Origin of the sequence: Cryptosporangium aurantiacum, from assembly GCF_900143005.1 — a bacterium.
GTDB classification, from domain to species: domain Bacteria; phylum Actinomycetota; class Actinomycetes; order Mycobacteriales; family Cryptosporangiaceae; genus Cryptosporangium; species Cryptosporangium aurantiacum.
Map to the genome: position 1 here is coordinate 423846 of NZ_FRCS01000005.1, position 11915 is coordinate 435760.

The 11915-nt window shown below is 71.5% G+C and carries 11 protein-coding genes; 5 read left to right on the forward strand and 6 right to left on the reverse strand.

Going from position 1 to position 11915, the window contains the following annotated elements:
* Window positions 1–5 precede the first annotated feature (5 nt).
* Genes BUB75_RS19600 through BUB75_RS19610 form a run of 3 tightly spaced genes read right to left on the reverse strand, consistent with a single transcriptional unit; the run spans window position 6 to window position 5683 of the window.
* Window positions 6–1589 (reverse strand): DUF7379 domain-containing protein, encoded by a 1584-nt coding sequence (locus BUB75_RS19600; RefSeq protein ID WP_073258977.1) that lies wholly within the window; start codon window positions 1587–1589, stop codon window positions 6–8.
* Window positions 1582–4473 carry a CHAT domain-containing protein gene (locus BUB75_RS19605; protein ID WP_073258978.1) on the reverse strand — a complete coding sequence of 964 codons (2892 nt, stop codon included), beginning with the start codon at window positions 4471–4473 and terminating at the stop codon, window positions 1582–1584. The genes BUB75_RS19600 and BUB75_RS19605 overlap by 8 nt, the downstream gene beginning before the upstream one ends.
* Window positions 4474–4528: 55 nt before the next feature.
* Window positions 4529–5683 (reverse strand): acyl-CoA dehydrogenase family protein, encoded by a 1155-nt coding sequence (locus tag BUB75_RS19610; RefSeq protein WP_073259203.1) that lies wholly within the window; start codon window positions 5681–5683, stop codon window positions 4529–4531.
* Between the two features lie 199 nt (window positions 5684–5882).
* Between BUB75_RS19610 and BUB75_RS19615 the strand changes: the two genes are divergently transcribed.
* Together BUB75_RS19615 and BUB75_RS19620 are read left to right on the forward strand one after the other, a co-directional pair.
* Complete coding sequence (locus BUB75_RS19615) at window positions 5883–7238, forward strand: UDP-glucose dehydrogenase family protein (protein ID WP_218617641.1); 1356 nt, start codon at window positions 5883–5885, stop codon at window positions 7236–7238.
* Window positions 7239–7437: 199 nt separating this feature from the next.
* Window positions 7438–7848 (forward strand): CoA-binding protein, encoded by a 411-nt coding sequence (locus BUB75_RS19620; RefSeq protein WP_073258980.1) that lies wholly within the window; start codon window positions 7438–7440, stop codon window positions 7846–7848.
* A gap of 41 nt (window positions 7849–7889) precedes the next feature.
* On the opposite strand, the gene purE is transcribed toward BUB75_RS19620, so the two are convergent.
* Both purE and BUB75_RS19630 read right to left on the reverse strand, forming a co-directional pair.
* The gene (gene purE, locus BUB75_RS19625; RefSeq protein WP_073258981.1) at window positions 7890–8381 is read right to left on the reverse strand and encodes a 5-(carboxyamino)imidazole ribonucleotide mutase; all 492 of its coding nucleotides are present in this window, start codon (window positions 8379–8381) and stop codon (window positions 7890–7892) included.
* Window positions 8378–9628, reverse strand: coding sequence for a 5-(carboxyamino)imidazole ribonucleotide synthase (locus tag BUB75_RS19630; RefSeq protein WP_073258982.1), 1251 nt, complete (start codon window positions 9626–9628; stop codon window positions 8378–8380). Before BUB75_RS19630 ends, purE begins: the two co-directional genes overlap by 4 nt.
* Before the next feature lie 162 nt (window positions 9629–9790).
* On the opposite strand from BUB75_RS19630, the gene BUB75_RS19635 reads away from it, so the two are divergent.
* Both BUB75_RS19635 and BUB75_RS19640 read left to right on the forward strand, forming a co-directional pair.
* Window positions 9791–10258 (forward strand): GtrA family protein, encoded by a 468-nt coding sequence (locus tag BUB75_RS19635; protein WP_178379919.1) that lies wholly within the window; start codon window positions 9791–9793, stop codon window positions 10256–10258.
* A gap of 74 nt (window positions 10259–10332) precedes the next feature.
* Window positions 10333–10827 carry a GtrA family protein gene (locus BUB75_RS19640; RefSeq protein ID WP_073259205.1) on the forward strand — a complete coding sequence of 165 codons (495 nt, stop codon included), beginning with the start codon at window positions 10333–10335 and terminating at the stop codon, window positions 10825–10827.
* On the opposite strand, the gene BUB75_RS19645 is transcribed toward BUB75_RS19640, so the two are convergent.
* Window positions 10821–11342: a PH domain-containing protein gene (locus tag BUB75_RS19645; protein ID WP_073258983.1), complete on the reverse strand. Its 522-nt coding sequence runs from the start codon at window positions 11340–11342 to the stop codon at window positions 10821–10823. The two genes, BUB75_RS19640 and BUB75_RS19645, sit on opposite strands and share 7 nt — an antisense overlap.
* Window positions 11343–11413: 71 nt before the next feature.
* On the opposite strand from BUB75_RS19645, the gene BUB75_RS19650 reads away from it, so the two are divergent.
* Window positions 11414–11914 (forward strand): Gmad2 immunoglobulin-like domain-containing protein, encoded by a 501-nt coding sequence (locus BUB75_RS19650; RefSeq protein WP_084741496.1) that lies wholly within the window; start codon window positions 11414–11416, stop codon window positions 11912–11914.
* Window position 11915 lies beyond the last annotated feature (1 nt).

Sequence of the window (11915 nt, forward strand, 5' to 3'; positions counted from 1 at the left end):
CGGCGCTAGTTCGCGCCGGGGAGCCACTCGCCGAGCTTGGCGCGCACCCGGGCGTCCGAGAAGAACGCGGTGTGCACGACCGTGTTCGGCAACGGCACCACGAACGGGGCGGTGACCCGGTAGTCCCCGGCCTCGAACACACCCTGGGTGGGCACCACCAGGTCGTTGCCCGCACCGAAGAACGGGTCGACGAGCGCGTTCAGCGCTTTGAACCGCAGGTCGCCCGCGCCCGGGCTGTAGTCCGACGCGATGGCCCGCGCCACACCGGCCGCTCCGCCGAGACCACCGCCGAGCGGCAGGGCGTTGGCCGAGGCCACCGCCGGGTTGCCCGGGTCCATCGCGGTGAGGCCGGCCAGCCCGTTGAAGACGCCGGTCGCCACCTGCTTCACCAGCTCGATCACCGCCTGGGCCGTGGTCGACGCCGTCTCCTCGGGCAGCAGCGCGAACAGGTTCGTGAACACGTCGATCAACGTCGTCCAGCGCTTCGGCGAGGCCAGCACGGTGCCGCCGTTCGGCGTCCCGACGTGGATCAGGCGGCGGACGTTCGGCGTCGGCACGCCGGCGGCCGCAGCGCGGTCGGGCTCGGCGATCCGGCGTCCGACCAGGCCACCACGGGAGTGGGTGAGCAGGTCGAGCGTGACCGGACGGTCGGTCGGTAACCGCTTCAGGAACCAGTCCGCGTTGGTGGCGGGGTCGACGTGCAGCGTCTGGTGGTCGAATCCGAGTACCCGGCCCTCGTACTTGGCGACGAGGGCGGTCAGGTCGGGGCCGCCGGTACCGGCGCGATTCAGTCCGCCGAAGCCGCCCCGGATCGTGCTGAACGTGCCGTGCACCAGGACCAGGAACGGCTTGTCGGCCAGCTCGGCGATCCGGGCGGTGGACACGCCGTTCGGCGGTGGTACGTCGCCCAGCGTCCCCGGAGTGAGCAGTTGCAGGGCGTGTGGCCGATGGCGGTCCTCCCACCAGCCGACGACCGCCTTGCCCGCCGCTGCGGCTGCGGCCTCGATCGGGAACCGGATCAGGTGCAGGATCTTCCGGACGCCGAACCCGAGTAAGCCACGCTGCCCGCCGCCGAGGCCGTCCGCGTCGACCTGCACGACCGGGATCCGGAACGTCTGGTCGGTTCCGCCGCGCACCGGGGCGACGTGGCGCGGCGGGACGGGCGTCCCGTCGGCGATCGCGGCTGCGGTGAGCGCCGCCTCGACGTCGACGTGCCAGCGCACCAGCCCGGCGTCGTCGACCTCGAGGACGACTTGGCCCTCGTCCGGGTCGGGGCCGGGCACCGAGATCTCGACGAACGGGGCGTCGCCGGTGATCGCGCGCACGGTCCGGGACGCCCCCGGCGGCACCGTCAGGTCGTCCAGCGGCACCGAGAGCACCGGCCGCAGCCCGGCGTCCGCCACCACCGACGCGAGTCGGGCACCGGCCTCACCGGCGTCGGCGAGGAAGTCGTCGGGTGCAACGCTCCGGACCGGACCGCCCGCGGTGGGGGCCCGCTGCACGTCGCCGACCGTCGCGCTGACGCCGGACGACCGGATCCGGACGCCGTACGCCAACTCCAGCTCGTTGTCGCGCTCCAGCTCAGGCACCGCCGTCCCTTCCCGTCCACGACACCCGCAGCCGCGGGTGACCGAAATAGACATAGGCCGACACCGTGTCGGCCGCCTGCGTGGTTCCGCGTAGCCGGCGAAGGTACGCCGCCGGTGACTCGCCGGCCCAGATCGCCGGGTAGAAGTGCTCGGCGACGTCCCTGGCCACACCGTCGTCGATCTTCCAGAGCGGTGCGACGACCGCACCCGCGCCGAGGCCGACCAGCGCCGCCGCCATGCCCGCCGGTTCGCCGAGCGCCTGCTGCCCCTGTCCGACCTGGCAGGCGTTGAGGAACACGAGGCGGATCGGGCTCTCCCCGACCCCGCGCACGGACCGCGGGCTCAGCCACGTGCCGTCGAGCATCAGCAGCCCGTCCTGGCTGCCGGTGGCGTCGAGGCGCCCGTGCAGGGCGACGTGGAGAACGTCGACGACCGGCTGTCCGCCGAGGACGCCGAGCACCGCTTCGAGCCGGGCTTCGATCTCCTCGGCGTCGTACCGGGTGGCGAGCCGCTCTGCCTCGGCTTCGGCTTCCGGCAGGCGCGCGGCTCGCTCGTACCGGCCGCTTATCACCGCCATCGCCCGCAGATCGAGCGCGGCGGGAGGGGCGGGCGTCCGGTGTTGTTCCTGGTAGGTCCAGCGGCCCAGCACGGTCTGTCCGGCCAGGACATCCGGCTGCCCGGCGTCCCACGGATCGTCGACCGTGGCCAGCTCCCACGGGACGTACGGTTCCCAGCTCGCGAGCAGGACCGTGGGAGGTTGGGGTGCGCAGAGGTCGGCGACCGCGCGCACCGCGGTCCAGAACGCGTCCGGCATCGCCTGCCGGATCTCGTATCCGACGCCGCGCAGGTACTGGGCGCGGTCCGCGGCGTCCCGGCGATCCTCGACGCCGCGCATCATGCCGCGCGCCCACTCGGCGTTGGTGCCGGACGTGACGACGCGGACCGGTTCGCTCGGCAGCGGGACGCCGTGGTGGGGTGAGCGGAGGTACCAGACCAGCCGGTTGCCCGCGGTGTCGTTGCCGGGCGCGACGATCACTTCAAGATCGGGCTGGGTGTCCGGATCGCTCGGTAACACCCAGTCGACGCCGGTCGCGAGCCCGCTGAACCCGGGCATCCCCGGCAGCCCCGGCCCCGCCTCCGCGGACTCGACGCGAAACGGCACCGGCCGCGGAGGCGCGGGCGGCGCAGGACCCGCCGCCGGAGCACCCGGCGATGCCCGCCCGGGAGGCGGCGCCCCGGGCGACGCCGGGTCCGGAGGCTGCGGGCCGGGCGCGGGCGCGAGACCCGCCGCCGGGTTCGGTGCGGCCGGCCGTGGCGCGGGTGGGGGTTGCGGGGCTGGAGGGCGCGGTCCTGGAGGCGCTGGGGGCGGCGCCCCGGGTGCGAGCCGCGGTCGGTCCGGCGCGGCCGGGGGTGCGGCCTCGGGGGGTAGGACGCGCACGACCCGGGAGGCGACGCCGAGGATCTGCCCGTCGAGCGTGTACACCGCCTGAATCGCCCGGTCGGCGCGGAGTTCGGGGGTGTCCTCGGCGACCAAGCGCACCAGCGCATAGGGGTGCGGGTCCAGGTCGGACACCACGAGCTCCCGAATCAGCCCTTCACCGAGGACCCGGAAGCCCTCCGCAAGGACCTGCACACCGAGTGTGAACGTGTCGGTCGGCACCTCGAACGGCGCCGAGATCGCTCCGATCCCCGGCGCCGAGCCCAGTCCGACGAACAGCGCGAACTCGACGTCCGGCACGACGGCGTCGGGCGCGTCCAGGCGCGCGAACACCTTTCGTTCACCTGTCGACGGCCGCGCCTCGACCGGTGCCCGCTCCTCGGCGGGAAGCGCGGTGGGTGGCTCGGCGCGACCGGGACGGTAGCGCCGTCGGCTCCAGGGCCACCACCGCGAGACGCCCCGGCGAGCGGGCGGTGGTGAGTACGGCACCGGCGGCGGCCCGTACTGCCCCGGCGGATACGGCGCCGGCCCGTACGGCGCCGGCCCGTACGGCGCCGGCCCGTACGGCGCCGGCCCGTACGGCGGCTGCTCATACGACGGCGGCGCCGGCTCCTGCGGAGGCGGCCCAGGCGCCGGCCCGTACGGCGGCTGCTCATACGACGGCGGCGCCGGCGTCGGCCGCGGAGGCGGCTGCGCGGGGGGCTGAACCGACGGCGGCACGGCCGACGGAGGCCGCCGCGTTGGCTCCTGCGGCGGGGGCTCCTGCGGCGGGGGCTCCTGCGGCGGGGGCTCCTGCGGCGGTGGCTCCTGCGGCGGTGGCGACGTCGGTGGACGCGGCGGCGCCGCGGGCGGGTACGACGGCTCCTGCGGCAGGATCGGCGGCCTCGGTCGCTCGGGGGGAATCGCGCCGGCGCCCGGGCGGGGCTCCGACGAAGCGACGAGCACGAGCAGCCGCGCTAGCGCCGCGTACGGCACGTCCCGCTCGTCGCCGGTCATCTCGGCTTCCGGCGGCAAGCCGCTCAGCGCCGGCGCCGCCACGTACAGCGTGCTCCAGGCCGTCCTGCGCGTACCGGCGGAACGCTCCTCGAGCGCCGGTCGGCACACCGACAGCAGCTGCGCCGGCCCGGCGACCCGGGCCAACGCCCGCCCCAGCAGCGCCTCCGGCTGCTCCCTCGCCAGCGCTTCCACGACGGCGGGCCAATCAGCCGGTGCGGTGCCCAGGAGCCGCCGCTCCACCGGCCCGGCCGGTTCCGCCGGCGGACGGACGGCGCGCGAGGCGGCGTCCGCCGGAGAAAGCGGTAACCCAAGGGGGGCCGCGGCCCGGACGACGTCGGGACCGACCGGGACGTACCGGAGCACCTCGGACGCGGCCGCGCGAATCCGCCGGTCACGGTCGCCGAGCGCGCGCAGCACAACGGCGAGGTCGTCGACCGACAACGGCTGCATCGCGGCGTTCCTCGGGGCAGCGGGCAGGGCCGCAGCCAGTGTGGACCATCCGCGCTTACTTGAGCAGCTGGCGAGCCATCACGATGCGGTTGATCTGGTTGGTGCCCTCGTAGATCTGGGTGATCTTGGCGTCGCGCATCATCCGCTCGACCGGGAAGTCCTTGGTGTAACCGGCGCCGCCGAGCAGCTGGACCGCGTCGGTGGTCACGGACATCGCGGTGTCGGAGGCCAGCACCTTCGCCGAGGCCGAGTAGAACGTGAGGTCCGGCTCGTTGCGCTCGGCCTTCGCGGCGGCGACGTACACCATCTGCCGGGCGGCCTCGATCTTGAGCGCCATGTCGGCGAGCATGAACTGGAGGCTCTGGAAGTCGGCGATCGGCCGGCCGAACTGCTTGCGCTGCTTCACGTAGTCGCGCGCCACCTCGAATGCACCCTGGGCGATGCCGACCGCCTGGGCGCCGATCGCGAGCCGGGTGTGGTCGAGCGTCCGCATCGCGGTGGCGAAGCCGGTGCCCGGCTCGCCGACGATCCGGTGCAGCGGGATCGTGCAGTTCTCGAAGTAGATCTCGCAGGTCGGCGAGCCCTTGATGCCGAGCTTCCGCTCCGGGGCGCCGACCGAGAAGCCCGGATCGTCCTTGTGGACCACGAATGCGGAGATTCCCCGCGAACCGGCGCTCGGGTCCGTCTTCGCCATGACCGTGTAGTACGTCGACACGCCGGAGTTCGTGATCCACGCCTTGGTGCCGTTGAGCACCCAGTGATCACCGTCACGGACCGCCCGCGTGGACATCGACGCCGCGTCCGAACCGGCTTCCCGCTCGGACAGCGCGTACGAGAACATCGCCTCGCCGCGCGCCAGCGGGGGCAGCACTTCGCGCTTCAGCTCGTCCGATCCGGAGAGGATCACCGGCGTCGAACCGAGCTTGTTCACGGCCGGGATCAGCGAGCTGGACGCGCAGACCCTGGCGACCTCCTCGACGACGATCGCGCCGGTGATCGCGTCCGCACCCTCGCCGTCGTACTCCTTCGGCACGTGCACGGCGTGAAAACCGGCGTTCGTCAGAGCTTCACGCGCCTCGGCCGGAAAGCGTGGTTTGTCGTCCACCTCTGCGGCATACGGTGCAATCGCTCCCTCGGCGATCTCTCGTACGGCATCGCGGACATAGCCGTGTTCCTCCGCAAGCCGGTAAATACCGAACGAAGCGTCCACGGCGTAACATCCCTTCACTAAAGCCGAGCCTTAACGCTCATTAAGTGTTTCCAACCTTACCGACTGAGGCGTGTGGTTCGACGTGCGGGCTCGCGGGCACCATCTATCCTCGAACGGTTGAGTCGACCCGGACGGCCCCTGCACCCCGCCCGGCCCAGTAGAGCTGACCCGGTGGGTCTTGCCACAGGAGGAAGCACGCGTGTCGGAATCGATCCCCCAACGCCCTCGCCTAACAGTGCTCGGCACGGGGTATCTCGGGGCCACCCATGCCGTCTCGATGGCCGAACTCGGCTATGAAGTACTCGGTGTCGACGTGGATGAGTCCAAGATCACCAAACTCGCGGACGGCCAGGTGCCGTTCCACGAGCCAGGGCTGGACGAGATGCTCCGTCGAAATCTCGCGACCGGTCGTCTGCGCTTCACGACCTCATACGCGGAGGCCGCCGACTTCGGCGACGTCCACTTCGTGTGTGTCGGCACGCCGCAAAAGGCCGGTTCGCTCGCGGCCGACATGCGGTACGTGGAATCGGCCGTAGTGTCGCTGGCGCCGCATTTGACTCGTAAGGCGCTGATCGTCGGCAAGTCGACGGTTCCGGTCGGAACCGCCGAGTGGGTGGAAGAGCTGGTCGCGCAGCACGCGCCCGCCGGCACCGGCGTCGAGGTCGCGTGGAACCCGGAGTTCCTCCGTGAGGGCTTCGCGGTGGAGGACACGCTCCGCCCCGACCGGCTCGTCTTCGGCGTCAAGAGCGAGTGGGCTCAGCAGATGCTCGAGGCCACCTACAAGGGCGTCTACGAGCTCGGCGCCGCGGAGGACCGCGAGGTCCCCACCGTCGTCACCGACTTCCCGACCGCCGAGCTGGTCAAGGTCGCGGCGAACTCGTACCTGGCCACGAAGATCTCGTTCATCAACGCGATGGCCGAGGTGTCCGAGGTCGCGGGCGCCGACGTGACGCAGCTCGCACGGGCGATCGGCTACGACGTCCGGATCGGCAACAAGTTCCTGCGCGCGGGCGTCGGGTTCGGCGGCGGGTGCCTGCCGAAGGACATCCGGGCCTTCCAGGCCCGCGCCGAGGAGCTCGGTGTCGGGCACGCGCTGCGGTTCCTCAACGAGGTCGACCAGATCAACGACCGGCGCCGGGAGAAGGCGGTCCAGCTGACCGCCGAGCTGCTCGGCGGTGACCTGGCGGGGGCTCGGGTCGGTGTCCTCGGTGCCACGTTCAAGCCCAATTCGGACGATGTGCGCGACTCGCCGGCGGTGGCTGTGACGCGGTTGCTCGCCGACGCGGGTGCACAGATCACCGTGTACGACCCGCAGGGCATCGACAACGCCCGGCGCGCGCTGCCGACGGTCGCGTACTCCACGTCGGCGGTGGACGCGGTCCGCGACGCCGACGTGGTGGTCGTGCTGACCGAGTGGGAAGAGTTCCGGCACGCCGACCCGGTGGCGCTGGGCTCTGTCGTCGCGCACAAGCGCGTGGTGGACGGTCGGAACTGCCTCGACCCGTCCGAGTGGCGCGCCGCCGGCTGGGAGTACCGCGGCATGGGCCGCGCCTAGTCCCCTCTACGTGAACACGGCCCCGGGCACTGCGCCCGGGGCCGTGTTCACGTCTGGGCCCGCGCGGGCCCACCCCGTGGGTTGACGCGAAAGCGGCCGGTAGCGCGCGCTTACACCCCGGTTTCGCGTCGATCCGGGCGCCGGCGGCATAGGGCGGTCGCTCGGCGCGTTACTGCGTAGGAATCGGAGGAGGCAGGCGATGACGCATAGCTCGCCCGACGACATTCGCACACTGTTGGCGGCGAAGACGTGGGCGTTCGTGGGGCTCACCGACACGCCGTACCGGACCGTGTACCAGATGGCGGCGTTTCTGCAGCGCAACGGCGTCCGGATCGTGCCGGTGAACCCCCGCGCGGAATCGGTCCTGGGCGAGCGGGGGTACACCTCGCTCACGGAGGTGCCGGAACCGGTCGACGTGGTCGGCGTCTACCGCCGCTCGGAGTTCGTCGCACCGCACGTCGACGAGGCGATCACGATCGGCGCGAGCGGCGTCTGGATGCCGCTCGACGTCGTCGACGAGGACGCTGCCGCCCGGGCCGGCGAGGCGGGCCTCACCGTCGTCATGGACCGCTGCCCCAAGATCGAGTGGCCCGCGCACGGTCCGCGCTGAAATCTGTCCTTCTCTCGACGTATCGCCTGCCCGGGATACGTCTACAGGTGGACAGATTTCTGAAGGGCGGCGTCCTTGGTGGCAACCAGGGCGCGCAGGTCGTCCTGGAATCGCGCCATCCGCTCGCGGAGGTCCGGGTCGGCGGCGGCGAGGATGCGCACGGCCAGCAGACCCGCGTTCCTCGCGCCGCCGATGCTCACGGTCGCGACCGGCACGCCCGCGGGCATCTGGACGATCGAGAGCAGCGAGTCCATGCCGTCGAGGTGCTTCAGCGGCACGGGAACGCCGATCACCGGGAGCGGCGTCATTGAGGCCACCATGCCCGGCAGGTGCGCGGCGCCACCGGCGCCCGCGATGATCACCTTCAGCCCCCGGTCGGCGGCGGACTCCGCGTAGTCGAGCATCGCCCGGGGCGTCCGGTGCGCGGAGACCACCCGCACCTCGTGCTCGATCCCGAACTCGGCGAGCGCTTCGGCCGCTGCCTTCATCGTGGGCCAGTCGGAATCGCTGCCCATGATCAGACCGACGGTCATGACGTCTCTTGCCCCTCGCGTAGCCAGTGGACCGCACGCCGGGCTCGGCGGCGGACGTCGTCCAGGTCGTCACCGAGCGCGGTGACGTGGCCGACCTTGCGCCCGGGGCGCAGCTCCTTGCCGTACAGGTGCACCTTGACGCCCGGCTCGGCGGCCATCATGTGGTGCAGCCGCTCGTCGAGCGTCATCTCGGCCGGAGGGCGGTGGTGCGTGTCCGAGCGGGGGTACGTCCCTGGGCGCGGCGGCGTGACGTCCCCGCCGAGGAGGTTCGCCATGACGACGTACGGCGCGGTCAGGTTCGTCGCTCCGAGCGGGTAGTCGAGGACCGCCCGTAGGTGCTGCTCGAACTGCGACGTCCGGGAGCCCTCGATCGTCCAGTGCGCGGAGTTGTGCGGACGCATCGCCAGCTCGTTGACCAGGATTCCGTTCGGCGTCTCGAACAGCTCCACCGCCAGCACACCGACGACGCCGAGCTCGGCCGCGATCCGGATCGCCAGTTCCTGGGCCTCGATCGCCCGCTCTTCGGACAGCCCGGGCGCCGGCGCGATCACCTCGACGTTGATGCCGTCCCGCTGCACGGTCTCCACGACCGGCCACGCGGCGACCTGACCGAACGGCGAACGCGCCACGACGGCGGCCAGCTCGCGGACGAGCGGCACCCGCTCCTCGACGATCAGCGACGTCCCGGCGTCCAGCAGCTCACGTACCTGCGACGGGTCGCTGATCATCCAGACGCCGCGGCCGTCGTAGCCACCGCGGGTCGCCTTGGCCACCACCGTGCGGCCGGCTCCTGCGGCAGCGGCTCCTCCGCCGGTCGCCGAGGCTTGCCCGGCGGCCGCGAACCGCACGACGTCCTCCACGGACCCGACCGGGGCCCAGCGCGGCGCCGGCGCACCGAGTGCGGTGAGCCGCTCGCGCATGACCTGCTTGTCCTGGGCGTGGATCAGCGCGTCCGGCCCCGGGTAGACGGTGACGCCCTCGGCGACCAGCGCGCGCAGGTGCTCCGGCGGCACGTGCTCGTGGTCGAACGTGACCACCTCGGCGCTTGCCGCGAGCTTGCGGAGCGCGGCCAGGTCGGTGTGGTCGCCGATCAGGACGTCGGCGGCGACCAGCGCGGCGCCGTCGTCCGGATCCGCGGCGAGGACGCGGAGCGACTGCCCGAGCGCGATCGCGGCCTGATGGGTCATCCGGGCGAGTTGGCCGGCGCCCACCATGCCGACTACCGGGAGTCCGGTACGGGGGTGCATGGCCCGAAAGCCTAGCTGGCCAGCATCGATCCCCCGGTCCCCGGATCCCGCCGCTGCGGCCTCGGCCACACGGTCGAACCCGGGACAGCTCCGGCCCGTGGCCAGATGATGCAGCAACTCACCCCGCGAGCGCCGCAGGACAGCGCCCCGTATTCTCGTTCGGTGAACTTCGTGCGGCGTCTTCGTGACCGGTGGCACGCCCTGATCAAAGAGCTGACGAAGTTCGGCATCATCGGCATCGTCAACACCGCGCTCGACTTCGCGGTCTGGAACGCGCTGCTGTTCATCGGCCCGATCAAGGCCCAGGTCATCTCGACGACGGTCTCGGCCACCTCGTCCTACTTCATGAACCGGCACTGGACGTTCCGGCATCGAGCCCGCTCCGGCCTGCGCCGGGAGTACCTTCTGTTCTTCGGCTTCAACGCGATCGGGCTGTTGATCACCGCTGCCATCCTGGGGATCGCAACCTACGCGTTCCACGTCGAGCACGTCGCGGCGCTCAACGTGGTGAAGTTGTTCGCGATCGGGATCGCAACCGCGTTCCGGTTCTGGGCCTACCGGCGGTGGGTGTTCCTCCACCCCGAGGACCAGCTGTACGAGCCGGAGGACGAACCGGCGCCGCAGCGGTAGGGACGAGAGGGACTGTTGAGCACATCTGACCAATGCCGCATGGTGGCGTGCATCGAGTCTCTATCGTGTCCAACGTGACTTTGTTGGCGAAGCTTCGCGCAGGTCGGGAAGGGCTCCTCCGCCAGCTGGCGTCGTTCGGCGTCATCGGAGCGTTGAACTTCGTCGTCGACACCGTGATCTTCAACGCGCTGTTCGTGATCGGCCCGGTGAAGGCACAGATCGTGGCCACGGTCGTGGCGACCACGCTGTCGTACTTCCTGAACAGGCACTGGACGTTCCGCAAGCACGAACGATCCGGGCTGCGCCGCGAGTACACGCTGTTCTTCCTGCTCAACGGCGTCGGCTTGGCGATCACCGCGGCGATCGTCGGCGTCGCGAAGTACGGGTTCGATCTGCACGACCAGCTCGCGCTGAACGTGGTGCGGCTGTTCGCGATCGGGGTGGCGACGCTGTTCCGGTTCTGGTCGTACAAGCGCTGGGTGTTCGGCAAGGAGCTCGAGCCGGTTCCGGCGGTTCCGGTGATCCCCGAGCAGCGTTCGGGGCGCGAACCGGTCCGCGCCGACTACTGAGGTTCGCCGAGCTCCTCGAGCAGGTCCTCGTCGAGCTCCTCGAATTCGTCGTCGAGGAGCTCGTAGATCGCCGCCTGCACCCGCTCGACCCGGGGCACGTTCTGCACGACGACGACGCCGCGCTCGCCCGCTAGCTCGACGTAGAGCGTGCCGCAGCCCAGTGCCCGCTCCAGCAGCGTGTGCTCGAACGACACCTCGTCGATCCGGCCGAGCGGGATGTCCCGTCCGTACCGCGACAGGACGCCGGACCGCAGCAGCAGCCGGCGGTCGGTCACGGTCAGCGTCGTCGTCGCCCAGTGCAGAACCGGGCGGAACGCCGACGCGGTGACCAGCACCAGCGCGGCCGCGGCGATCCCCCACCGCGTCGACGCCTGTGACACCACCGCGATCAGCAGCCCGGCGATCGCCACCGTAACCACAGTCACCACCGCAGGGCGGAACAGCACCCGCACATGCGGATGACGGTGGACGACGACGTCTTCGCCGTCCATGAGCAGGCGGTACGGTACGGCCACCGGCTTCTCCCGGACTTCTCGGGCAAAACGATGTGCGTCGGTGCTCGACGTCGCGCCCGGCAGGTTAAAGCATGGATGCGACCAGCGGGGGGAAGCACATGCGGCGACACGACATCCGACACACGGCGGCGGCCACGACCCTGGCCGCGCTCTGCGTCCTCGGTACCGCCTCGGCCTGCGGTGGTGACGACGAGGGCAGCGCTTCCCCGACGTCCGCCACACGTGGTGAAACCACGGTCACCACGACGGCGGCGAGCCCGATCTCCACGGCGGCTCTGGGAGCCGCACCGATCACGCTGGTCGCGCCCGCCGAGGGCGCGACCGTCGCACGCAGCTTCGTGGTGCGGGGATCCGGGGTGGCGTTCGAGGGCACCGTGTTGTGGAAGCTCACCGACTCCGGTGGTGGAGAGGCGATCAGCGGTTACGCGTCCGCGGGCTCGACCGAAAAGCAGCCGTTCCAGTTCACGGTCGAGGCCCCGAGCGGTGGTGAGTTCACGCTGACCGTGTACCGGGAGTCCGCCGCTGACGGTGCCCAGACCGATGCCGTCAGCCGCAAGATCAGGGTCGAGTAGA

Excerpts from the sequence above, each read along its gene's own strand:
- BUB75_RS19650 (WP_084741496.1), top strand. The coding sequence starts at position 11,414 with ATGGATGCGACCAGCGGGGGGAAGCACATGCGGCGACACGACATCCGA.
- BUB75_RS19605 (WP_073258978.1), bottom strand. The coding sequence starts at position 4,473 with ATGCAGCCGTTGTCGGTCGACGACCTCGCCGTTGTGCTGCGCGCGCTC.
- BUB75_RS19630 (WP_073258982.1), bottom strand. The coding sequence starts at position 9,628 with ATGCACCCCCGTACCGGACTCCCGGTAGTCGGCATGGTGGGCGCCGGC.
- BUB75_RS19620 (WP_073258980.1), top strand. The coding sequence starts at position 7,438 with ATGACGCATAGCTCGCCCGACGACATTCGCACACTGTTGGCGGCGAAG.
- purE (WP_073258981.1), bottom strand. The coding sequence starts at position 8,381 with ATGACCGTCGGTCTGATCATGGGCAGCGATTCCGACTGGCCCACGATG.